The 23994-nt window shown below is 33.1% G+C and carries 24 protein-coding genes; 12 read left to right on the top strand and 12 right to left on the bottom strand.

The annotated features are described in order from the left end of the window. Window positions 1-2: 2 nt before the first annotated feature. Both CHLWT_RS05745 and CHLWT_RS05740 read left to right on the top strand, forming a co-directional pair. Window positions 3-1301 (top strand): TolC family protein, encoded by a 1299-nt coding sequence (locus CHLWT_RS05745; RefSeq protein ID WP_112000296.1) that lies wholly within the window; start codon window positions 3-5, stop codon window positions 1299-1301. After that, entirely contained in the window at window positions 1295-2578 is a 1284-nt protein-coding gene (locus tag CHLWT_RS05740) for a ComEC/Rec2 family competence protein (protein ID WP_112000295.1), read from the top strand. The genes CHLWT_RS05745 and CHLWT_RS05740 overlap by 7 nt, the downstream gene beginning before the upstream one ends. On the opposite strand, the gene CHLWT_RS05735 is transcribed toward CHLWT_RS05740, so the two are convergent. The 3 genes from CHLWT_RS05735 to CHLWT_RS05725 form a co-directional block, all read right to left on the bottom strand. Next, window positions 2568-3794 carry an ArsS family sensor histidine kinase gene (locus CHLWT_RS05735; RefSeq protein ID WP_111969052.1) on the bottom strand — a complete coding sequence of 409 codons (1227 nt, stop codon included), beginning with the start codon at window positions 3792-3794 and terminating at the stop codon, window positions 2568-2570. The genes CHLWT_RS05740 and CHLWT_RS05735 overlap by 11 nt on opposite strands. Further along, a complete protein-coding gene (locus tag CHLWT_RS05730; RefSeq protein WP_059434976.1) occupies window positions 3791-4465 on the bottom strand; it encodes a response regulator transcription factor in 675 nt (224 codons plus the stop codon). Before CHLWT_RS05730 ends, CHLWT_RS05735 begins: the two co-directional genes overlap by 4 nt. 259 nt (window positions 4466-4724) lie before the next feature. Further along, on the bottom strand, window positions 4725-6140 hold the full coding sequence (locus CHLWT_RS05725; RefSeq protein ID WP_112000294.1) for a Do family serine endopeptidase: 1416 nt from the start codon (window positions 6138-6140) through the stop codon (window positions 4725-4727). A gap of 163 nt (window positions 6141-6303) precedes the next feature. Here CHLWT_RS05725 and CHLWT_RS05720 point away from each other — a divergent pair, with 163 nt between their 5' ends. The 10 genes from CHLWT_RS05720 to CHLWT_RS05675 all read left to right on the top strand — a co-directional run bounded on the left by CHLWT_RS05720 (window position 6304) and on the right by CHLWT_RS05675 (window position 16370). Next, window positions 6304-7167, top strand: a complete 864-nt coding sequence (locus CHLWT_RS05720) for a DnaJ C-terminal domain-containing protein (protein WP_112000293.1) — start codon at window positions 6304-6306, stop codon at window positions 7165-7167. Between the two features lie 10 nt (window positions 7168-7177). Further along, entirely contained in the window at window positions 7178-7549 is a 372-nt protein-coding gene (locus CHLWT_RS05715) for a heat shock protein transcriptional repressor HspR (RefSeq protein ID WP_034962753.1), read from the top strand. A 5-nt stretch (window positions 7550-7554) separates the two neighbouring features. Further along, window positions 7555-9183 carry a cation:proton antiporter gene (locus CHLWT_RS05710; protein ID WP_112000292.1) on the top strand — a complete coding sequence of 543 codons (1629 nt, stop codon included), beginning with the start codon at window positions 7555-7557 and terminating at the stop codon, window positions 9181-9183. A 17-nt stretch (window positions 9184-9200) separates the two neighbouring features. Continuing rightward, a complete protein-coding gene (locus CHLWT_RS05705; protein ID WP_111969104.1) occupies window positions 9201-10637 on the top strand; it encodes a potassium/proton antiporter in 1437 nt (478 codons plus the stop codon). A gap of 62 nt (window positions 10638-10699) precedes the next feature. After that, window positions 10700-11461, top strand: a complete 762-nt coding sequence (locus tag CHLWT_RS05700) for a TSUP family transporter (RefSeq protein WP_111970917.1) — start codon at window positions 10700-10702, stop codon at window positions 11459-11461. Between the two features lie 67 nt (window positions 11462-11528). Continuing rightward, complete coding sequence (locus tag CHLWT_RS05695) at window positions 11529-12209, top strand: F0F1 ATP synthase subunit A (protein WP_059429102.1); 681 nt, start codon at window positions 11529-11531, stop codon at window positions 12207-12209. Window positions 12210-12403: 194 nt separating this feature from the next. Next, entirely contained in the window at window positions 12404-12940 is a 537-nt protein-coding gene (locus CHLWT_RS05690; protein ID WP_112000291.1) for a thiamine phosphate synthase, read from the top strand. 34 nt (window positions 12941-12974) lie between these two features. Then, on the top strand, window positions 12975-14417 hold the full coding sequence (gatB, locus tag CHLWT_RS05685) for an Asp-tRNA(Asn)/Glu-tRNA(Gln) amidotransferase subunit GatB (RefSeq protein WP_373924811.1): 1443 nt from the start codon (window positions 12975-12977) through the stop codon (window positions 14415-14417). Window position 14418: 1 nt separating this feature from the next. Continuing rightward, window positions 14419-15309 (top strand): NAD(P)H-dependent glycerol-3-phosphate dehydrogenase, encoded by an 891-nt coding sequence (locus tag CHLWT_RS05680; RefSeq protein WP_111975292.1) that lies wholly within the window; start codon window positions 14419-14421, stop codon window positions 15307-15309. Next, entirely contained in the window at window positions 15306-16370 is a 1065-nt protein-coding gene (locus CHLWT_RS05675; protein ID WP_112000289.1) for a glycoside hydrolase family 3 N-terminal domain-containing protein, read from the top strand. The genes CHLWT_RS05680 and CHLWT_RS05675 overlap by 4 nt, the downstream gene beginning before the upstream one ends. Here CHLWT_RS05675 and CHLWT_RS05670 read toward each other — a convergent pair. From CHLWT_RS05670 to CHLWT_RS05630, 9 genes are all read right to left on the bottom strand, one after another. After that, window positions 16365-16796: a hypothetical protein gene (locus CHLWT_RS05670; RefSeq protein ID WP_063998019.1), complete on the bottom strand. Its 432-nt coding sequence runs from the start codon at window positions 16794-16796 to the stop codon at window positions 16365-16367. The two genes, CHLWT_RS05675 and CHLWT_RS05670, sit on opposite strands and share 6 nt — an antisense overlap. A 260-nt stretch (window positions 16797-17056) precedes the next feature. Further along, window positions 17057-17809: an amino acid ABC transporter ATP-binding protein gene (locus tag CHLWT_RS05665; protein ID WP_063998020.1), complete on the bottom strand. Its 753-nt coding sequence runs from the start codon at window positions 17807-17809 to the stop codon at window positions 17057-17059. Window positions 17810-17816: 7 nt separating this feature from the next. Continuing rightward, window positions 17817-18479, bottom strand: a complete 663-nt coding sequence (locus tag CHLWT_RS05660; RefSeq protein WP_280525904.1) for an amino acid ABC transporter permease — start codon at window positions 18477-18479, stop codon at window positions 17817-17819. Beyond that, a complete protein-coding gene (locus CHLWT_RS05655) occupies window positions 18472-19230 on the bottom strand; it encodes a transporter substrate-binding domain-containing protein (RefSeq protein WP_112000288.1) in 759 nt (252 codons plus the stop codon). The genes CHLWT_RS05660 and CHLWT_RS05655 overlap by 8 nt, the downstream gene beginning before the upstream one ends. Before the next feature lie 126 nt (window positions 19231-19356). Further along, the gene (gene pgsA / locus CHLWT_RS05650; protein ID WP_112000287.1) at window positions 19357-19899 is read right to left on the bottom strand and encodes a CDP-diacylglycerol--glycerol-3-phosphate 3-phosphatidyltransferase; all 543 of its coding nucleotides are present in this window, start codon (window positions 19897-19899) and stop codon (window positions 19357-19359) included. Then, window positions 19896-20684: an enoyl-ACP reductase gene (locus CHLWT_RS05645; protein WP_111970925.1), complete on the bottom strand. Its 789-nt coding sequence runs from the start codon at window positions 20682-20684 to the stop codon at window positions 19896-19898. The genes pgsA and CHLWT_RS05645 overlap by 4 nt, the downstream gene beginning before the upstream one ends. Next, a complete protein-coding gene (gene dapA / locus CHLWT_RS05640) occupies window positions 20684-21580 on the bottom strand; it encodes a 4-hydroxy-tetrahydrodipicolinate synthase (RefSeq protein ID WP_112000286.1) in 897 nt (298 codons plus the stop codon). The genes CHLWT_RS05645 and dapA overlap by 1 nt, the downstream gene beginning before the upstream one ends. Beyond that, complete coding sequence (locus CHLWT_RS05635) at window positions 21577-22827, bottom strand: M16 family metallopeptidase (RefSeq protein ID WP_063998025.1); 1251 nt, start codon at window positions 22825-22827, stop codon at window positions 21577-21579. The genes dapA and CHLWT_RS05635 overlap by 4 nt, the downstream gene beginning before the upstream one ends. Next, window positions 22828-23886: a quinone-dependent dihydroorotate dehydrogenase gene (locus tag CHLWT_RS05630; RefSeq protein WP_151062176.1), complete on the bottom strand. Its 1059-nt coding sequence runs from the start codon at window positions 23884-23886 to the stop codon at window positions 22828-22830. Window positions 23887-23994 lie beyond the last annotated feature (108 nt).

Here is a 23994-nt window from a genome sequence, read left to right as displayed (position 1 = left end):
ATTTGAAAAATATAATATACGTTTTTATAGGACTTTTGTTTGTCGGTTGTGCTTCAAAAAACATAGATTATAAGGTCAAAGAAGTGAGTTTTTATACCCCAACTTGGTATTTGGATTTTAATCAAACAGTGCTAAATAGGCTGATAGATACTGCTTTAAAAAATAATGAAGATATAAATATCGCAGTTCTTAGTTTAAGACAAGCTATGCTAAAAGCAGGTGTTGCTAAAGCTGATTTTTTTCCAACTCCTAGCGCAAATGCAAAAGCAAGCTCATCAAGAGATATAAGCAAAGATGACGACTGGAAAAATGGTTTTTCGAGCGATTTTTCTCTTAGTTATGAGCTAGATATCTACGGCAAGATCTTTGACAATTTTGAGAGTTTAAGCTGGGATGTGGCTAGTAGTAATCTAAATTTATCAAATTTAAAGCTGACTATCATAAATTCTATCACCGATACGTATTTTAATATACTTTACATAAACGATGCTATAAGAAATCTTAAGCAAAATTTAGTAAATTTAAATGAGCTAGATAGACTTGTCATCATGAAATACGAACTTGGTAAAGAGGAAATTTTGAGCGTTAGACAGAGCAAACAAAATCTTTTAGATCTACAAAATAGCCTTCTAACTCAGCAAAAAAATTTGCAAACAAGCTATGAAGTCCTAAAGAATTTAACTAGAAGCGATATAAGCTTAGATGATCTTAGTTTGAGTGGTGTAGAGTTAAGAGATATAAGTCTTGATATTAAATTTGACACTTTGAAAAATCGTCCGGATATAAATGAAGCTATATCGTCTTTAAACGCCGGTTTTTACTCATACAAAGTTGCTCAAAAAAATTTGTATCCTAGCATAAATATAGGAGCTAGTTTAAGCGATAGCGATACTAAGCTTAGCGATAGTTTTGGATTTAATATGATAGGCGGAAATTTAAGTATAAAGCTACCATTTTTAGACTATGCTAGACTTAGCAAGCAAGTAAAAATCTCTGAAGCCGAGTTTGAAAAGCGAGTTTTGACGTATGAAAAAACGTTATCAAATGCGACAAATGAAGTCATAAAATACAAACTATACTATGATATCGACAAACAAAGCTATGAAAATTTGCTTTCTATAGTAGAACAAAGAGTGATGATAGTGGGTATCTATGAGACAAAATACGCACTTGGAAAAGCTCAGTTAAAAGATCTTTTAGAAGCTAAAAATTTACTTATAAGCGCACAAAACTCACTGCTAAATCAAAAATATAGATTATTAAACGACGAGATAGGTTACTACAAAGCTATAGCGTGGTGATAAGTGAAAGCAAAACAGAGATTTTAGTATTTGTTATATTTTGTGTTTTTGTTTTTTTATGTAGTGTTGGCTATGAATTTTTTAAATTCAAGCAATTTACGCAAAAATCACATCAATTTTTAAATGTTAAAGTAGAGCAAAGCTATACAAAAGAGGGTAAAAATGCTAAGACGTATAATGTTTTGAGATTAAACGCTGGAGAGTTTAGCTTTTATACTACTTTAAAAGGTAGTAAGATAGATATCGCAGATAAAAAGTATCTAAAAATCGGCGTTATAACTAAGAATTTGGATTTTGTAAATTACATAAAGCATACGTTTTATCTTCCAAATTTTAAAATCATACCTATAGATAAAGAGCCAAATTTAAAAGATAAATTAGTAGATTTCATAGCGCATCAGCACGAAATTCCAAAGCTAAAAGAGCTCTATTCTGCTCTATTTTTTGCAACTGCTATAAGTAAAGAGCTTAGGAGAAATATCACCAACTGGGGCGTGGCTCATATCGTCTCTATTAGCGGATTTCATTTAGGACTGCTTTTTGGATTTTTGTTTTTTATATTAAAACCTATATATAAAATAGCTCAAAACAACCATTTTCCATATAGAAATGCAAATTTCGATATCACTTTTGCTATTTTGGTATTGATGTTTGGCTATCTTTGGTTGCTTGATTTTACGCCTAGTTTTTTACGTTCGCTTATTATGGCTTGTATCTGCTTTATTTTACTTAGCTTTGGACTTAAAGTTTTTAATTTTACAAATTTACTTCTTACTATAGTTATCGCTCTTAGTTTTAATCCGTCTTTGATTTTTTCTATTGGATTTTATTTTTCTTGTTTAGGGGTATTTTTTATATTTTTATATATTCATCATTTTGGCGATAAAAAAGATCTTACAAGTAAAACAAAAATGGCTCTGCACACTCTTTATTTGGAGATATTTGTATTTAGCGCTATGAATATTCCTGTTTATTATTTTTTTAGTTCTGCTAGTTTTTATCAGCTTAGCGTTATACCTTTAGGATATATTTTTGTTGTTTTTTATCCTATGAGTATAATTTTGCATATTTTTGGATATGGAGGCTTACTAGATGAATATATGCTTAGTTTTTTAAATTTAGCTTATGAACAGACTAAAATAGAGGTGCCAACTTGGCTTTTTATATGTTTTAACGTCTCTTTGCTCTTTTCTATTAAATTTAAAAAACTTGCTTTGCTAGTAGCGTTTGTCGGTATGGCTTTGTTTATGATCCCTTTAACGCTAGCTAGCTTTTGAAATTTGTAAATTTAAAAATATTTAGACTATTTTTATACTCATATTCTAGTTTAAATCCATGAGATTTTAGTATGTTATCTACTATATAAAGTCCTAATCCAAAGCTTTTTTTAGCATTGCTTCCTTGTGTAAATGGCTCTGTATAGTATTCAAGATTTTGCTCTAATTTGTCTGCGTTTGTGATGAATTTGACTGAGTCTTCATTTATTGTGATGATGATATGCTTGTCGTTTGAGTATTTTATACCATTATCTATCATATTTTTAAAAGCTACACTCATAAGCTTAAAGTCTGCGTTTATATTTAGATCATTGATCACGTTTATGGTTACAAGCTCTTTTTCTATCATCGCTAGATCTATGGCTTCGTCAATTATATCTATGACTTTGCAAGGTTTTGCGTTTTCTACTTCTAGTTTTGAAGTCGCTCTTTCGACTGCTGCAAATTCATTTATCAGACTTTCTAATCTTTCAAAAACGTTTATCAGCCTTTCTTGATTTCTGTTTTTTTCTATCATTTCGGCTGCGATTCTGCCTTTTGTGATGGGAGTTTTGAGTTCGTGCATTATGTTTCTAAGAAATAGCTGACGTGAATGGTTGAGTGATTTTATCTGACAAACTGCGTTGTAAAATGCGTCTGCTACTTCTGAAATTTCATCATTTCCGGTACTAACGTTTTTGATATCTAAATTTCCTGTTGCAAATTTATCTATCTGTCTTTTTAGTTTTCTAAGTGGTTTTATCTTGCGTATGATAAATACGTACGTCATAAGAAGTATAAAAAATACCAAACCAAATATAAATTTAATAATATCATACCGATAAGGCTGATAATCTTTATCTTCTAAAAGCAAAGTAGTGCCTTTATGAACTATCTTTAAATAATGCCTTTTTTGATATAGCAAAATAGCACTGGAGCCTATATCTGCGGTTATTTCCTCTATTGTAGTTGAACCGTTTAAGATAGCGTCTTTTATGTCTTTGTCCTCTATGCGAGGCATATTTAAATTTTGTGTTTGCTGTAGGTATTCTTCTTTATTTATGAGATCATTCATATGTAAAAGAGTCGCTCTAGCTACTACAGAATACTTTGTGTTTAGCTCTCTTGCGTAGTTTTGTTTGTCATAGTCCATAAGCCAAAGAAAAGCTAAAAATATACTTGTAGTTGCAATGATAAATATAAGAGTTATCGTATAAAATATGGAAGAAAATTTCATTGAACTAGCTTATATCCGACACCGCGTATAGCATGTATGTATTTTGGATCTTTGGGGTTTTCTCCTAGTTTTGTCCTAATGCGTCCTATGATGACATCTATGCTTTTGTTTGTGCTTTCTTCGTTTATAGAGTTGCAGTTGTAGATGAGCTCTTCTCTGCTTATGGCTCCGCCTTCTTTTTTGATGAGGTATCTTAGTATGTCGTACTCAGCGACTGTTAAATTTAAAGGGGTATCTTTCAGCGTTATAGTATGTTTAAAATCATCACAGACTAGATCTTTTTTTTGTGATTTTTGCTCAGTTTGCGTTATATTTTGTCTTCTTAGATGGCTTTTTATACGTGCTAATAACTCACCTGGATTATATGGCTTTGGTAGATAATCGTCTGCTCCTAGCTCAAAAGCATTTACCTTATCGCTTAGATCGTGTCTTGCACTTGAGATGATGATAGGGATATTGTGTTTTTTTCTTATCTCTTTGCATACTTCTAGTCCGTCCATTCCAGGTAAGCTAAGATCAAGTATGACAAGATCAAATTTATTTGTATTTAACGTAGAAAGTCCAAGATAAGGATCGTCATTTGTCGTGATTTTTATATCAAATTGCTCTAAGTACTCTGTTAGTATCTCGGCTAGTTCTAGATCATCTTCTATCATCAAGATATTTATCATTTGAAACCTTTTTTTGTTTTTTATGATTATAGCAAAAAAGAGTATATGGATAGCTCAAAATAACAGGCGGTATTTTAAATTTACTATTAAAATAGCCATTTAGGCTATTTGTTCTTTTGCGTTAAATTTGTTTAATATTCCAAATTTTCGCTGAAAAATAGCCATTTAGGCTATTTGTTCTTTTGCGTTAAATTTGTTTAATATTCCAAATTTTCGCTGAAAAATAGCCATTTAGGCTATTTGTTCTTTTGCGAAAATTTTATTTCAATACTAGTCCCATCAAAACACCTTTTCTGTTGATCCAAATCATAAGCTTACTATTTTGATTTTTGCTTGATTTTATCTCTTTTATATAATCATCAATGCTATTTATGATCTTTTGATTTATCTGAACGATGATATCTCCTGGCTCAAAACCAGCGACAAAAGCACTTGAGTCTTCTTTAACATCTGTTATAAGTACGCCTTTTATATCGCCTGGAATTTTGTTTTTATATCTAACCTCATCAGTAATATTTTGTAAGCTTAGGCCGTTGTCAAAGTATGTATCTTTTTTAGATATATCTCCTAATTCCATATTTATGAGTTTTAAATTTATCGTTGAGATTTGGTTTGCTCTTTCGTAAGTTATCGAAATAGTTTTATTTGGCGATAGTGATCCTATTAGATTTTTAAGATCATTTGCATTTTTTATATCTTGATTATCTACTTTTATGATTAAATCACCCCTTTTTAGTCCTGCTAATTCTGCTGGTTTATCTTTTTCGACATTTGTTATAAGAGCACCTTCTTTGTTTTTATATAATTCTTTTTGATCATCTGTTAAATTTGAGATCATAACTCCTATATATCCACGCGTGATCTTTCCATCGGTTATTAATTTTTGTGCTATTGTTTTTACCATATTTGATGGGATCGCAAAGCCTATGCCGTTGTTTCCGCCGCTTCTACTAAGAATGGCAGAGTTTATGCCTACAAGTGCTCCTCTACTATCTACTAAAGCTCCTCCGCTATTACCTGGATTTATACTAGCATCAGTTTGGATAAAGTCTTCATACTGGTTTAATCCGATATTATCTTTATTTAGTCCAGAAATAATACCGCTTGTTATACTTCCTCCTACTCCAAACGGATTTCCTATAGCAAATACAAGATCTCCTTCAAGAAGTTTTGAGCTATCTGCAAAACTGATAGCTTGGAAATTCTTTGCATCTACTTTTATTATGGCAAGGTCTGTTTTTGTATCTACTCCGATGATCTTGGCCTTATACTCTTTTGAGCTGTCCAATAGCGTGACTATGATCTCATCGGCGTCTTCTACAACGTGATAATTTGTAACTATATATCCATCGCTTGATATGATAACACCAGAACCTAAAGAGCTTGCTTTTTGACTTTTTTCTTTTGGTATGTTAAAACGAAATCCAAAAAACTCTTGAAAAAAAGGGTCGTCCATCAAGCTATTTATATTATGCTTTACTTTTATGGTTTTTGAAGTAGATATATTTACTACTGATTTTTTGGCTTTTACTATGGAGCTATGATAAGATAAAACGCTGTTTTGATCGCTACTTGGATTTAGCCTTGTGTAGTTTTGGCTAGCATCGTTAAAACTGATATTTGCCGCCATAAGGCTTGAGGCTGCGATGATAGAAATAATGGTTAATTTTTTCATAGATATCCTTATTTGAATTTTTTGCAATTATAATATTTGCCTCTAAATGCAAATTTAATATTTTTTTCTCAAAATGTAAATAACAAAATAGCTAAAAGTTGATTGACATACACTAAAGTATTATGCTATAATCAGTATAAAAAAATATAAGTGAGGTAATATTATGAGTAATAGCTTATATGAAACACTCGGAGTTGATAAAAACGCAAGCAGTGATGAAATAAAAAAAGCATATAGGAAATTAGCTAGAAAATATCACCCAGATATCAATAAAGATCCGGGTGCAGAAGATAAATTTAAAGAGATAAACGCAGCTTATGAGATACTAAGCGATGATGAGAAACGCACTCAGTATGATACATATGGCGATAATATGTTTGGTGGGCAAAGCTTCCATGATTTTGCAAATGCTCAAGGCGGAGCAGATATCAATGATATTTTAAGAAATATTTTTGGTGGAGGCGGAAGTTTTGGTGGATTTAGCGGTGGTTTTAGTAGTCGCGGTTTTGGTGGATTTAGCGGTGGATTTGAGCCAAATTTAGATATAAATACAAAGATCACTATACCATTTAGTGCTGCTGTAAATGGCGGAGAATATACTATAAATATATCAGGAGAAAGCGTAAAGATCAAAATTCCTGCTGGAGTAAATAGTGGTGAAAAGCTAAGAATTCGCTCAAAAGGAAAAAGCCTAAATGGCAAGAGGGGAGATGCTATTTTAAATTTAGAAGTTAGCGAAGATGATACTTATAAAAGAGATGGCGACGACTTGTATAAAACCATAGATGTTCCTCTAAAAACTGCGCTTTTTGGCGGTAAAATAGAAGTTTCTACCTTTAAAAAAGACGTAAGTATAAAAATATCCCCTAATACAAAAAATGGTCAAAAGATAAGACTTAAAGGATATGGCGTACAAAATAGAAAAAGTGGAATTTATGGAGATATGTATCTAAGCGTAAATGTAATCCTTCCAAATGTCGATATGTTAGATAAAGATCTTGCTAAAATGATGCAAGATAGATTATAAAAGGTAGATTATGAAAAGTTATGAAGAGCCGGTTTATTTGATAAGTGTTGTTGCTAAAGTTTTAAGTATCCATCCTCAAACATTAAGGCAGTACGAGAGAGAAGGTCTTGTAGAGCCTTCTCGTACCGGCGGTAAAATGAGATTGTATAGTGAAAAAGATCTTGATAGGATAAAAATGATCCTTAGGCTTACTAGGGATTTGGGAGTAAATTTAGCTGGAGTTGATGTCATACTTAGACTAAAAGAGCAGATAGAAGAGTATGAAAGCACTATAGACGAACTAAAACTAAGTATGGAACAAATGAGTAAAAATGACACAAAAAGATCTCTAGTGAAAAGAAAAAATAGCTACGATTTGATATTTTTAAATGACAAAAAGTAGCTGATATGGATAGTTTTTTAGAGTTATTTTTAGTAGCTACGGCGTGTGCTGTTGTTTTAAATGTCGTATTTAAACGCTATGAGATGCCTACCATAATAGGCTATATTATCACCGGAATTCTTATAGCAAAAATATTTGGACTTACATATGATACTAAGATAACGCATATTGCTGAGTTTGGTATAGTATTTTTGATGTTTACTATAGGGCTTGAGTTTAGTTTTAAGCATCTTATGACTATGAAAAGAGATGTTTTTTTAAATGGACTACTTCAAGTTTTTATCACAGGAACTATATTTTCTATATTTTTACAATATACGTTTGACATAGGACAAAAGACCGCCATAATCATAGGTTTTGCGTTGTCTCTTAGCTCCACAGCTATAGTTTTAAAGACGCTAAATGACAATGGCGATATAACTCAAATTTATGGCAGAAAAGCTCTTGGGATACTTCTTTTTCAAGATATAGCAGTTGTTCCTCTTTTGCTTATGATAGATATATTTAGCTCAAAAGTTAGCTCTGTTGATGATCTTGTCATCACTACTTTGACTAGTGCTGCAATCCTTCTTGTGCTACTTTATTTTATAGGAAAATATATTTTTAATATGGTCTTATATTTTGTCGTAAAGACAAACTCACAAGAGATCTTTATAACTACCATATTATTTACAGTTATCGGAGCTAGTTTTTTAGCTCATTATTTTGGTTTTAGTTATTCTTTGGGTGCCTTTATAGCCGGTATGCTTATAGCAGAAACACAATATAAACATCAAATAGAAGCCGATCTTATACCTTTTAGAGATCTTCTTCTTGGATTTTTCTTTATTACTGTTGGAATGCAGATAGACTTTGGGATAATTCTCAAAAATTTATTTGTAGTAGTAATGTTACTACTAAACGTGATGATAGTAAAGATCATAGCTGTTTATGGTATTTTACTTTTGCGATTTAAAAAAAGAGTCGCCATAAAAACTGCTCTTAGCGTATGTCAGATAGGTGAGTTTGCTTTAGCTGTATTTGCTCTTTTAAATTCAAACAATATGCTAGACATAGAGACAACTCAGGTCTTAACAGCAGTCGTTGTTTTATCTATGGTAATTACTCCGTTTATATTAAAAAATATAGGAAAAATAGCCGATCAGTTAGAAACTACAGAAGATACTCCAGAGCCACAGAAGATAAAAATAGAGCCTTTGAGTGAGCATTTTATAGTTTGTGGTTATGGAAGACTTGGACAAGAAGTGGTAAATAGGCTAAAACAGCAAGGTCTTCCGTATCTTGTTTTAGAAAGCGATCTTAGTTTGGTTCAGTTAGGTAGAAGTCGCAATGAAAATGTCTTTTACGGAAATGCAACTCAAAAAATTACATTAGAACAAGCCTTTATACAAACTTGCGCTGCTGTCATCATAACAGTAAGCAATGAGCAAAAACTAGAAATGATAGCAAATGCAATAAAAAATATAGGATATAATGTAAATACTGTCATAAGATTTACCGGTGTGGAAGAGAAAAAATTGTATTCAAATTTCGGGCAGAATTTTCACTTGATAAGAGAGGAAAGAGCAGTAGCTAGAGTCTTGATACATGAAGCTCTTCAATGCAGACTAGATAATAACGACGATAATATTTAAATTTAAAAGGATATTTTATGGATCAAACGCTCATGCTTTTTGGAATACTATTTTTACTTAGCATTATATTTAGTAAAATTTCAGATAAGTACGGCGTCCCTGTTCTTTTAATGTTTCTAGCCATAGGAATGCTAGCTGGAAGCGATGGAATATTTGGACTTGAGTTTAATAATGCTAAAATAGCAGGAGACGTGGGAACTATAGCTCTTGTTTATATACTCTTTGCGGGTGGATTTAATACCGGATTTAAAGAGCTTAAGCCAGTACTTAAAACAGGCATCATTCTTTCTACTTTAGGAGTAGTTATTTCGGCTGTCGTTACTGGTATTTTTGCTTATTATATTATGAACTTTAGTATATTAGAATCCTTGCTTTTTGGAGCTATTATTAGCTCTACTGACGCTGCTGCTGTGTTTGCTATAATGAAAACTACGAAATTAAAAAATAATCTATCATATTTGCTTGAATTTGAAAGTGGTAGCAATGATCCAGCGGCTATATTTTTGACGGTGACTATTTTAGGACTTGTAACTGCAACCGCACTTCCAGATACATTTACGCTTATAAAAGATTTTAGTCTTGAGTTTATCTTTGGAGGGCTTATGGGGTATGCTTTTGGCTCTATGATTCCTAGTTTGATGAATAAAATAAAGCTTGGATACTGGGGATTGTATCCGGTTTTGCTGATTTCTATAGTAGCAATTTTGTTTGGTTTAACTGAAAAAATAGGCGGAAATGGTTATATAGCCGTTTATGTAGCAGGAATATTTGCAAATAAAAGAGAGTTTTTGTATAAGAAAAATTTAGTTGGATTTTTTGAAGGTATTGCTTGGATGATGCAGATATTTATATTCCTTACTTTAGGGCTTTTGGTATTTCCAAGCGAACTACCAAAAGTAGCGTTTTTAAGCTTTATGATGGCTGTTGTTATAATGTTTATTGCTAGACCTATAAGCGTATTTATATCTACTATGTTTTCAAAATATACAAATAAAGAAAAGCTATTTATATCTTGGGTTGGGCTTCGTGGTGTAGTTCCTATCATACTTGCTACTTATCCTCTCTCTGCCGGGGCTCAAAATGCTCAGATCATATTTAATACAGTATTTTTCATAGCTATCATATCTGTTCTTGTTCAAGGTATTACTTTAAATAAGGTTGCGAAATATTTTGGTGTTATCGACGAAAAGAAAAAGTTTATAGGTGCTATGACAAGCGTTCCTATACGTTATAGTGGTATAAGACAGTTTTGCATCGGTCAAGATTCAAAGATTATCGGTAAAAATTTGAGTGAGCTTGAGTTGCCTGATTATTTTTTGATACTTTTATCTAAAAGAAACGATGAATACATAAAAGTAAGTGGTTCGTTTGAATTTATGGAAAACGACTTGCTTTTGATACTTTGCGAAGATGAACGAAAATATCAAAAAACCCTAGAAGTTTATGAATTTTGATTTTTATTATAATGTCGGTTTATCTGATGTAAAATCGGCAATTTAAATTTAAAAGGCTGATTATGGAATTTGAGCTTTGGCATTATGGATTACTATTTTTTGTAGCATTTTTTAGCGGTTTTGTTGATGCTATCGCAGGAGGAGGCGGACTTATCACTGTTCCAGCTCTTTTATCTGTGGGTCTGCCTGAGCATATTGCACTTGCTACAAATAAACTACAAAGCACATTTGGAAGTTTTACTGCTACTGTAAATTTTAGTTTAAAAGGGTTGATAGATTATAAAGAGCTTTTTGCAGGTATAATTTTTACTTTTATAGGCGCTGTTTTAGGTACTGCTTTTGTGCTAGTCATAGACGCAAAAATACTTAGTTATCTTATACCGGTGTTTTTAGTTTTGATTTTTGTTTATACTATTTTGAGTCCAAAGATCGGCGAAGAAGATAGAGCTGTAAAACTAAGCCCTAAGGTCTTTTATATAGCTTTTGGCTTAATACTTGGATTTTACGATGGATTTTTTGGACCAGGAACTGGGTCTTTTTGGATGTTTGCTATGGTTGCTTTGCTAGGAATACATATGAAAAAAGCCGTCGCTCATACAAAGGCCTTAAACTTTATATCAAATGTTGTTTCTCTAGGCGTTTTTATAGCCGGTGGACAGATACTTTGGATACTAGGTATAGTTATGGGTTTTGGGCAAATTTTGGGGGCGTATTTTGGTTCAAAAATGGTTATTAAAAAAGAAGTTAAATTTATAAAAACTATATTTTTGATAGTTGTTGCTTGTACTATTTTAAAGCTTGTTTATGATTTGTTATTTAAGTAGATAATTTTACTTAGATTTAATCTAATTAAGAGTATAATCGCAAGAAAATTTCAAACAAGGTTGTTTAATGAAAGAACTCTTTTTGTTTTCAAATATGATTGTAGATAGCCACGCATTTACATATCTTTTTCATCTTATTTTAGTAGCTATCATTGTTTTGATCGTCGCAAAATTAGCTACAAGATCTATGCAACTAGTTCCAAGAGGCACTCAAAATTTACTAGAAGCTTATCTTGAGGGTATAGTATCTATGGGACGTGATGTTATGGGTAATGATGAGCTTGCTAGAAAATATCTTCCACTTGTTGCTACGATAGGTCTTATCGTTCTTACAAGTAATGTTATAGGTATCATTCCTGGATTTGAAGCACCTAGCTCAAGTCTAAATTTAACTCTTTGTTTGGCGCTCTGCGTATTTTTATATTATAATTTTGAGGGTATCAGAACTCAAGGAGTTATCAAATATTTCGCTCATTTTATGGGACCAAATAAAATTCTAGCTCCACTTATGTTTCCTATAGAGATAGTTTCTCATTTATCACGTATCGTTTCATTGTCATTTCGTCTTTTTGGAAATATCAAGGGTGATGATCTGTTTTTGATGGTTGTTCTAAGCCTTGCTCCATGGGTAGCTCCGCTTCCTGCATTTGCTTTGCTTACATTTATGGCTCTTTTACAAACGTTTATATTTATGATTCTTACTTATGTTTATCTTGCTGGTGCTGTTGTAGTCAGTGAAGAACACTAAGAGTTTGATATCTTTTATTAGATATCTGCTTCATTTTATGATAGGCGCATCTTGGGCGATCACCGTCCTTGGTGCTGTTTTTGTGAGTTTTAAGTTTTATTTTGTAGCTTCGTGGATCACTTTTTTGATCGGAGCTTCCATAGGGCTTTTTTTACTTCTTCTTTTTTATACCATTCTTTATATTTTTGAGTTAAATGTTAAGTTACGCAATAACAGATCCTAAACTATATCCAAATTTAAAAGATAGTTTTTTTAAATTTAAAAGACTTAAAACAGCTGATTTTATACTTTTTAGAGATAAAATTTGTAACGATTATTCGAAAAAAGCTGAAATTTTTATGAGTTTAAAACCAAATTTTAAAGCTAAATTTATAATACATAATGATATAAACCTAGCATTAAATTTAAACGCCGACGGTATCCATTTTAGCTCAAATTTGATAGTAAATTTAAAAAATGTTCCACAAAATTTAATTAAATTCGCCAGTACGCACAATGAAAAAGAGATAGAAGACGCTATAAAATTCGGCGCTGATTTTATAACTTTTAGCCCTATATTTTCTACTCCTAACAAAGGCGAACCAGTCGGTATAGAAACTCTAAGAAAAATCGTTTTAAATTCGTCAATTAAAGTATTTGGACTTGGCGGTATAGTCACTAAAGAGCATATAAAAATGGTGGAGCTTGCAAAAGCTGCTGGATTTGCATCTATCAGATATTTTGCTAATTAAAAATTCAATAAATTTATGATAAAATCACACAAATATAGATAATAAAAAAGGTAATTTTATGTTCGAAACTGTTATAGGTTTAGAGGTGCATTGCCAACTAAACACGAAAACAAAGATATTTTGCGGTTGTAGCACTAGCTTTGGCGATGAGGCAAACACTCACGTATGTCCGACTTGTCTAGCACTTCCTGGAGCACTTCCAGTGCTTAATAAAGAGGCTGTAAAAAAAGCTATTAGCTTTGGTAAAGCCATAAATGCGACTGTAAATAAAAAAAGCGTATTTGATAGAAAAAACTATTTTTATCCAGATCTTCCAAAGGCATATCAAATTTCACAATTTACCATTCCTATCGTTGAAAAAGGCGAACTTTTCATAAAAGTAGGTGGCGAAACAAAAAGAATAGGCGTAACAAGAGCACACCTTGAAGAAGACGCAGGTAAAAATAACCACGAAGCAAATAAAAGCCTAGTAGATCTAAACCGCGCAGGAACTCCTCTTCTTGAGATAGTAAGTGAGCCAGATCTTAGAAGTAGTGATGAAGCAGTGGCGTATCTTAAAAAACTTCATAGCATACTTAGGTTTTTAAATATCAGCGACGCAAATATGCAAGAGGGCTCATTCCGCTGCGATGTAAATGTCAGCATACGCCCAAAAGGCGATGAAAAGCTTTATACAAGAGTAGAGATAAAAAACCTAAATTCATTTAAATTTATTCAAAAGGCTATAGAATACGAAGTAGAGCGTCAAATAGAGGCTTGGGAAGATGGCAAATACGACGAAGAAGTTTATCAAGAAACAAGGCTTTTTGATACAAATAAGCTTGTTACAAAGTCAATGAGAAGTAAAGAAGATAGTGCAGAGTATCGTTATTTCCCAGATCCTGACTTACTTCCTGTTATAATACCTGATGAGATGATGGAAGAAGCTAGTGTGCTTCCTGAACTTCCTGATGAGAAAAAAGCCAGATATGTCCGTGAGCTTGGCATAAAAGAGAGCGATGCTGAAGTAATCATAAGTAGCTATGAAATGGCTAGATATTTTGAAGATCTCATAGAGGCAAAAAACTCACCAAAACTTGCCGTTACTTGGCTTTGCGTGGAGCTTTTAGGACGTCTTAAAAACGGAGTTACTATAGAAACAAGCCCTGTTAATAGCAAAAAACTTTCAAATTTAATAAGTCTTATAGAAGATGGAACTATCAGTCAAAAGGCTGCAAAAGACGTGCTTGATTATGTTATGGAACACGATGAAGATATTAGTAGTGTCATAGAAAAACTTGGTCTTAAGCAAGTTAGCGATGACTCAGCGATCTTAGCTATCATTGATAGCGTTTTAGCTGCAAATAGCGATAAAGTTGTTGAGTTTAAAAGCGGAAAAGATAAGCTTTTTGGATTTTTTGTGGGTCAAGTTATGAAAGAAGGAAAAGGCGCATTTAACCCGAGCAAGGTAAATGATCTGCTAAAATCAAAGTTGTAATATGAAAATAGCAATAATAGGAGCTGGAAAATGGGGCGAAGCTCTATTTAACGCTCTAAATGAGAACAATGAGTGTGTCATAAGCTCAAGAACTAAGCGGAATATTTCAAATTTTGTTAGCATAGAAGATGCTTTTGAGTATGAATATATCGTATTTGCGTTAGCTACTCAAAAGATTAGAGAGTTTTTAAGCTTACATTTTAAAAATAGAGATCAGAAGTTTCTCATCGCTTCAAAAGGGATAGAAACTAGTAGTGGTAAATTTATAGATGAGATATTTGGCGAATTTGCATCGCCTTTGAATTTAGCGTTTTTGAGCGGTCCGAGTTTTGCTAGTGAGGTAAAACAGAAGTTGCCGTGTGCTTTGGTGATCAGTAGTCATAATGAAAATTTGGCAAAAACTTGGGCGGGTGTGTTTCCAAATTTTATCAAAACATATATAAGTGGCGATGTCATAGGTAGTGAAATTTGTGGAGCGTACAAAAATGTTATCGCGATCGCGAGCGGGATCTGCGATGGCTTGAGCCTAGGAAATAATGCAAGAGCGAGTTTGATCTCACGTGGGCTTGTAGAGATAACTAGATTTGGTTCGTATTTTGGTGCTAAAAATGAGACGTTTTTAGGGCTTAGTGGAGCAGGGGATCTGTTTTTGACTGCTTCAAGCGCACTTTCAAGAAACTACAGAGTAGGGCTTGGGCTTGCAAAAGGAGTTTCTCTTGATGAAATTCTAAAAGAGCTTGGAGAGGTCGCAGAGGGTGTGCCTACAGCTATGGCTATAACTAAAATTTCTAAGCAAAACTCTATCTATACCCCGATAGCAAATGAGGTTTGTGCTATGCTTGAGGGTAAAAATGTAAAAGAGTCGTTGCGTGATTTGTTGAGAAAAAAATGAAGAAAATTATACTATTATTTGCTAGTATTTGCTTATTATTTGGTGCTTCAAAAGATGAAGCTGAGCTAAAAAAAATGATCGGTCAAATGGTTATGGTGGGATTTAGCCACTCAAGTGCAAATGATAGCTGGACTGATCAGCTAGTACTTGACGCAAGTCTTGGTCGCATAGGCGGGGTTATGCTTCTTTCTAGAAATATCAGCACCAAAAACGAACTTATCAAACTTACAAAAAAACTATCTTCGTCAAAAGCAAAGCACAAGCTTCTTATAGCGATCGATGAAGAGGGTGGGGAAATTAGTAGATTTATAAATAAAGATGGTTTTAAACATTTCCCATCAGCTTATGAAGTCGGTAGCAAGATGAATTTAAAAGAAGCAAACGCTATATATAAGGATATGGCAGATCAGCTAAAAAGTCTTGGTATAAATATGAACTTCGCCCCAGTAGTTGATGTCTATAATCCAAACTCATCTATAATAGGGCAAAAAGATAGAGCGTTTAGTAAAAATCCAGATGAAGTTATAGCATACAGTAGTGAGTTTATAAAAGCTTTTGATAAGGCAAACGTAAAAACCGTATTAAAGCATTTTCCAGGTCACGGAAATGCTATAAAAGACACTCATAAAGAAAAAACCATCGTAGATAACTATGATGTCGAGGAATTAAAACCGTATTTTGAACTGATAAAGCGAGATGAGGCTGACTTTGTGATGGTAGCTCACGTATATGTGCCAAAGCTAGATGATAAAAATCCAGCGGTTTTGTCAAAACATATAGTAAGCGATATCTTAAAAGATCGTTTTAAATTTAAAGGTGCGGTTATAAGCGATGATCTTCTTATGAAAGGTCTTGGCGAACTTAGTATAGAACAAAAAGTAATAAAAGCGATAAATGCCGGAGTAGATATTGTCTTGGTTAGTGAATATTTTTTAAATAATTCAAATTCTATAAAGATAGTAAATGACGCCTTGCTAAATGCGGTAAATAAAGGAAAGATAAGCAAAGAGCGTATAAAAGATGCTTATACAAGGATACTTAGATCAAAAAAAGGCTTATGAGTTTAGCTTGTCAAACTCAGCTTTTAGATCTTCTTTTATCTTTTGGCTTATAGTTTTTCCATCTTTTAAATTTAAATTTACAAAGTCATCTACTTTGCTTAAAAAGCCAAATAGTTTTTCTTCCCAAATTTGCTTATTTCTATTTGTGTTCATAGTCTGTATAAATACTAGTTCTTTACTAAAATTTGCGATATTTTCTAGTAACTTGTCTTTATCTGAAATATCATTTATTTCGCCATTTTGAACTAATTCTTTAAGCCACGATAGTTTTTGGTCTATAGCATTACAAAAGTCAGCGTAATAAGAAAAATCAGGATTTAGTTCCTCATTGTCTATTTTTTGCGTCACTTTTCCTAGTTGTTGTTTTATAACTGCTCCTACGATAAGAGCTGCTATAAGCATAAGTATGATGTCGCTTTGATTCATCTTTTTCTCCATATTTCATTTAAGCCGGCTAATGCCAAACTGATCCAAATAAGTATAAAACTTACTAGCTTGTAATTTCAAGCGTTTCATTATATAAAAAAACAGCAATCAAAAGGCTTAAAGTAGTGCTGATATATTGTAAAAACAGGTAGCTTTAAATATTTTGTTGATGCACTAAATATACTCACTATACCACTTAAAAATAGCATCTGTAAAATGCAAATAATAATGAAATGTAGATATTAGTCCGGTTTGCGTTTTTATCCATCTTGATTTGCTATATTGCCTATAAATTTGAGAATTCTTCTGTTTTTTTGATTTGAGAAAAAATCATCTGGGTTTTCTATAGCGAGTATCTCTCCACTTTCTAAAAACATAATTTTACTAGCGACATTTTTTGCAAAACTAAGCTCGTGAGTTACTAATATCATAGTTTGTTTTTCTTTAGCAAGGAGCTTTAGTGTATTTAAGACCTCTCCTACAAGCTCTTTATCTAGTGCGCTAGTTGGCTCATCAAGTAGTAAAATATCTGGTTTTAAAGCGACTGCCCTTATGATGGCTACTCGCTGCTGCTGTCCACCGCTCAAAGAACTCGGATATAAGTTTGTCTTATCTTCTAATCCTACTTTTTTAAGAAGTTCTAAAGCTAAATTTGTAGCTTCAAATTTATTCATTTTTTGAACTTGAATAAGACCTTCGGTTACATTTTCAAGAGCTGTTTTATGCGGAAAAAGATTAAAAGATTGAAATACCATACCCATTTTTCTGCGTAGTTTTAGCGTATCTGATCTGCTTATATGCTTGCTAAAATCGAGCTCTAAAGACTTATCGCAAAAGCTGATAATACCGCTATCTGGATTTTCTAGTAAATTTAAACATCTCAGTAGCGTAGTTTTGCCACTTCCGCTTGGACCTATTATGGCTAGGACGTCTCCTTTATCCACATGAAAATTTATATTTTTTAAAATTTGGTTTTCTTTTATTGATTTGTTTAAATTTGTTATATTTAGCATATTTCACCTATAAATGTTTGCTGAATTTGATCTCAAGCCTTGTTTGTAAATAGCTTAAAAATATACATATTACCCAGTATATAAGTGCAGCCTCTGAGTATGTTAGCAAAAATTTGTAATTTTGACTAGCTATGGTTTGAGCCTCTCTAAATAGCTCAGTTACTAGTACGACTGAGGCTAATGAGCTATCTTTTACAAGAGCGATAAATGTATTTGATAGTGTTGGAAGTGCGATTTTAAACGCTTGAGGAGAGATGATTCTTATAAATGTATTTAAATGAGTCATTCCTATGCTCCAGCCAGCTTCCCATTGGCTTTTAGGTACAGCTAAAATACTAGCTCTGATCGTCTCGCTTGCATAAGCTCCGATATTTAAACTAAAGGCGATAATGGAGCTTATAAAAGGATTTAGCGTGACACCGATGTTTGGAAGACCATAAAATATGATAAATAGCTGAACTAAAAGAGGAGTGCCCCTAATGATAGATATGTAAAATCTACATACTATCTGTGATATTTGGATAATGAAGTTTTTTGTGGTATTTATACGGATTATAGCTACAATTACTGCGATAGATATACCGACAAAAAATGAGATAATACTCAAAGGGATCGTATAAAAAATAGCCCCTTTAAGCATAGGAATAAATGTCTCTAAAAGGTTATTCACTTACATCAACCCCAAAATATCGCTCGGAGATCTTTTTAAGTGTGCCATCTTTTTTCATACTTTCAAGAGCTAAGTTTATCTTATCTCTAGCATCTGTTAGCTCTTTTTTAAATAAAAACACGCTTCTAGTTCCATCTCCTATTGTAAAAGCAATCTTAACGTTTTTATCATTTGTAGTTTTTAAGTAGTTTAAAATAGCAAGTTTGTCGTTCATGGTTCCATCTGCTCTTCCTTGACTTACTGCTTTTAACGCCGGAGCTAGGTTATCTACCAAAACGATTTGTGCGCCATTTGCGACTGCAGTATCGTAATATGCACTTCCTATGGCTTGAGCTATTTTAGTGCCATTTATATCTTTTAGCTCTTTGATGTTTTCATTATCACTTCTGATAGCCACAGCCGCACTAGTAACTATATAAGGTATGCTAAGCGTATAAAGTTCAGCTCTTTTTGGATTGTTATCGCTGATCTGATTTGCTATCATATCAAAGCGACCACTATTTAGCCCAGAAAATATAGCATCCCAGTTTGTTTCGAAAAACTCAGGTTTAAAACCAGCCCTTATCGCAGCTTCAGTGATGACATCTACGTCATAGCCTACTAGCTTTCCAGTTGTATCGTGGTATGTAAATGGAGCGTATGTGCCTTCGGTTCCTATTCTTAAAACTGTTTTGTTGTTATCTTTTGTATCTGCGCTTTGGCATCCTGCAAAGATAAAAAGTGCAAATATCAAACCTAATATCTTTTTCATAACTATCCTTTAAATTTTTTCGTAATCATATCCAAAACGACTGAATATGTCAAGCATAAGCAGTATATATTTAATAAGTAAGATATATCGATATTTCTAAGCTATTTATTTAATAATAAAGTTTTTTTATATTCTTTTATTTTTTATGTATGCTAGTATGTATTCTAAACCTGAGTAAAGAGTAAGTGCTACTGCTACCCACAGCAGTATATTTCCTCCCCACCATTGCATAATCAAAAATCCTATAGATATCATTTGAAATATCGTTTTGACTTTTCCAGCTATAGATGCACTCACGTCGATATTTTCGCTAGCCATAACTACTCTAAAGCCTGTTATAAAAAACTCACGGATAAGTATAAGATAGACAGCCCATGCATTTGCACGGTCTATCATCATAAGACCTAAAAAGGCTGCTAAAGTTAGCATTTTATCAGCTAATGGATCTATTATGGCACCTAATTTTGTTTTTTGATTCCAATTTCTAGCGATATATCCATCAAAAAAATCAGTAATACTTGCCACTACAAAAATAAGAGCACAAAAATAGTTCAGCCAGCTTATAACTGCCGTATTTGTTCTATTTTCTAACTCTAAAAGCAGAAAAAAAAGTAAAGGAGCAAGTAATATACGGATAAATGCCAATAAATTTGGAAGATTTAAACTCATTTAAATGTTGTACCGCCATCGATTATAAAGGTATGCCCTGTTACCCAGCTAGCTTTTGAACTACATAAAAATAGACAAGCCCCAGCCAAATCTGTTGGTTGCCCCATACGACCAAGTGGGCTTAAGGCAGCTGTTGCGTCCCTAACTTCTTCATAGTTTGTAAAAGCTCTTAAAGCGTCTGTCTCTATAGGCCCACCGCTTACTACATTTACACGGATATTTTTATCTCCTAGCTCTGTTGCAGCGTATCTTGCCATAGCTTCTACTGCCGCTTTTGCGGTTCCATGTCCGCTGTAGTGTTCTATATAGACTAAATTTCCAGTTGAGCTAAGGCTTATAACGCTTCCGCCGCCGACTTTTTCCATCCTTTTTGCTGCTTCTTGAGTTCCGCAGACAAAAGCATTTACTGTTGCAGTAAAGATATTGTTGATACCGCGAGGTTTTAATTTCATAAATTTAGTATATCCACCAGCTACTGCACGACCTGAGATTATGGCGTTTGATATAAAAAAATCAACTCTATCAAAATCCTTATCAATCTCTAAAAATAGCTCCTTATAAGTTTCAGGCTCTAAGATATTGAGAGCATAAGCTCTAGCCTTTATCCCAAAATCTCTTTCTAGCTCCAAAGCTTGATTTTTAGCCATCTCTTCATTTGAGTTATACGTAAATGCTATATTTGCTCCAGCATTAGCAAATTCCAAAACTATAGCTCTGCCAATTCCCCTTGTTCCACCGCTTATTACTAGTGTTTTACCTTTAAACTCGTCATTATAACAACTCATTAAAATCCTTTTATATCATAACTTTTCATAATTTCTTCGATCTTTTTTAGATTAGCTGCGCTTGGGTTGCAAAGCGGAAGTCTATACTCTAAAGTATCTATAAGACCAGCTATAAACATAGCGGCTTTTATAGGTATAGGATTGCTTTCGCAAAACATTATTTTATTTATATTATAAAGCTTATCGTTTATCTCTTTTGCTTTTAAAAACTCATTATCAAGTGCGTAGTGAGTAAGTGCTGCAGTTTGATCTGGAAGTAGGTTTGAAGTAACTGATATGACGCCTTTTCCACCATTGCTTAAGATCGGATAGTTTATCGCATCTTCACCGCTTAAAACATAAAGTTTAGGCTCGTGAGCTAGTAGATCAACGCATCTATCTATACTTCCGCTCGCTTCTTTAACTCCATAAATATTTTCGCAGTCGTTAAATAGCCTTATGATCGTCTCTGGAAGTATATCGCACCCTGTGCGACCAGGAACATTGTATAGCAATACTGGAATATCAACTGAATTTGCTATAGCTTTATAGTGTAGATATAAGCCTTCTTGCGTAGGTTTGTTATAATATGGCGCTACTGAGAGTACGCCATCAGCTCCGTGATCTTGTGCAAACTTAGCAAGTCCGATCGCCTCATGAGTCGCGTTGCTACCAGCCCCTGCTAGAACTTTTACATTTGTGTTTTTGCAAGTATTTACAGCTATTTCGATGCAAACTCTGTGTTCATCATGAGTAAGAGTCGCACTTTCTCCTGTAGTTCCTACAGGAACCACTGCATCTACGCCGTATTTTATCTGTCTTTTTATAAGCTTTTCATATCCTACTTCGTCTAATTTTCCATTTTTAAATGGCGTTATGAGAGCTGTCATAGCTCCAAAAATGGCTGCTTTGCTCATTTTAAACCTTTCTTGAGTATTATTGTTGTTAAATTTTTGCTTACGAAATATCTATTTGCGATGTCTTTGATACTTTGCGAACTTAAAATTTCTGAAGCATTTTCAAGCTCGTAAAGTGGCTCTATGTCGCCTCTTGCTATGTAGCTACCGTATAAATTTGCTAGTTTGCTTGCACTAGTTAGAGAATATACAAGTTCTGATCTAAGTGAGTTTTTTATCTTAAATAACTCATCATCGCCTATTAGCTCTTGTTTTGTCTGCTCTATCAAATTTAAAAGTTCAATCTCAACTTTACTAGCGTCTATTTCAGGGTTGCAAACTGCTAGAAATACAAATAATCCCTCGTCTTTACAATCTATACGATAGGCATAAATTTGATTTACCAAATTTAGTTCGTCCATAAGTTTTTTTTGTAAAATAGAGCTTTTTCCACTGCTTAAATAATTACTAAGAGCATCAAGTGCTATCTGATCTTTATGATTAAAAGGTGGTATCTTATAAGCAAGACCTAGCATCTCTACATCGCTATCTTTATGTAAGATCACTTTTTTTTCGCCATTTTGTTCTGGTTCTTTAAAGTAAAAATTTGGAATATCTTTTCTGTTTTTTATCTTAGAAAAATGTTTTATACCGTATTCAAAAGCCGTTTTTTCATCGCAATCACCAGTTATCATCAAAAAAGCATTTTTTGGTTGATAATAAGTCTGCCAAAACGCTTTTATATCTTCAATGTTCCAGTTTTCTATATCTCTAAAAAAGCCGATTGGAGTCCAGTGGTATGGATGATATATAAAGGCATTATTAAATAGCCTAAAATACATAAGCCCGATAGGATTATTATCAGTTCTCCATCTTCTTTCTTCTAATACAACGTCTCGTTCTGTTTGAAACTCGTCATCTTTTAAAGCCAAATTTTCCATAATATCTGCGTAAAGTTCAAGACTTTTATCTAAATTTGCATTTGAACATTTTATAAAATAATGTGTATAGTCAAATCCTGTGCTTGCGTTATTTACGCCACCAAAGCCCTTTACTATCTCATCAAATTCCCCAGCTTTTCTAGTTTTGGTGGATTTAAAATTTAAATGTTCTAGCATATGAGCTATACCGCTTTTTCCCATAGTTTCATTGCGACTACCGACTTTATAAAATAGGTCTATGCTTATAACATTTGAACCCAAGTTGAGAGGAGTGTGATATATCTCAAACTCATTTTCTAAAGTAATTTTTTTAAATTTAGGTAACATCTATTTTCCTACGTTTATGCCGACTGCTTGAGTGATATTTGTAAATCCATCTTTTGATAGAAGTTCGCTGAGTTCTGAGCCAATCTTTTTACAGATCATAGGTCCTTCAAAAATAAAACTTGTATAAATTTGGATTAAATTTGCCCCCATTTTTATACGTTCGTACGCATCTTTACTGCTGCTTATACCGCCACAACTAATAAGAGTTATTTTGCCAAAAAGCTCGTCTGCGACTGCTTTAAACAACTCTTTGCTTTTTTGAGCGATCAAAGCTCCGCTTATACCGCCAAAGTTTTTTGTATTTTGACTTAGAGTATAATCCACGCTGGTATTGTTTATGATAATAGCATCAGCACCAAAGCTAAGTGCGTTTTGACATAGTTCTATTGCTTTTTTAGCTTCCATATCAGGAGCTATTTTTAGTATTATAGGTAAATTTGTTAGAGGTTTTAACGTGCTAAAAAGTTCTTTTATAAAGCTATTTTCTTGAAGAGCGCGCAGGTTTGGAGTATTTGGCGAACTAATATTTAACACAAAAGCATCGCAAAGTCCGTTAAATTCTCTAACTAAAAATTCATAATCTTTTAACGCTTCATCATTTGGCGTAATTTTATTTTTACCTATATTTGCAAATAATGGCAAGGCAAACGGATATAGTTTTTGCGCTCTAGCTTTTATCTTCTGGCTACCGTCGTTATTAAATCCCATTGCATTTTGCAAACTTTTTTCTTCTACAAGTCTAAAAAGTCTCGGTTTTGGATTTCCGTTTTGAGGTTTTGGAGTGAGTGTTCCATACTCCAAAAAACCAAATCCAAAGCAAGATAGTGGTTTTGCCATAGTTAAATTTTTATCAAATCCCCCTGCAAGTCCTATCGGATTTAGAAAATTCGTCCCAAGTATATTTTGAGATAATCTTGTATCTACATAACAAAATTTATCTACTAAAATATCTGCCACAAAAGGCAAATTTATAACGCTTCTCATACCGTATTCGGCTATTTTGTGAGCGGTTTCAGGGTTTAGTTTGAATAAAATTTTTTTAATATCGCCATAGTCCATTATATTCCTTTAAAGTCAGCAATTTTAGCTAAAATTTGCTTAAATTTGCTTATAATTTAATTAAATTTAATGATATTTTGGCTGAGTTATTATAATCAAAATTATAAA

Origin of the sequence: Campylobacter hyointestinalis subsp. lawsonii, assembly GCF_013372165.1 — a bacterium.
GTDB classification, from domain to species: domain Bacteria; phylum Campylobacterota; class Campylobacteria; order Campylobacterales; family Campylobacteraceae; genus Campylobacter; species Campylobacter lawsonii.
Note: the sequence above shows the minus strand (reverse complement) of the source record. Positions and strands in the feature narration are given on the sequence as shown.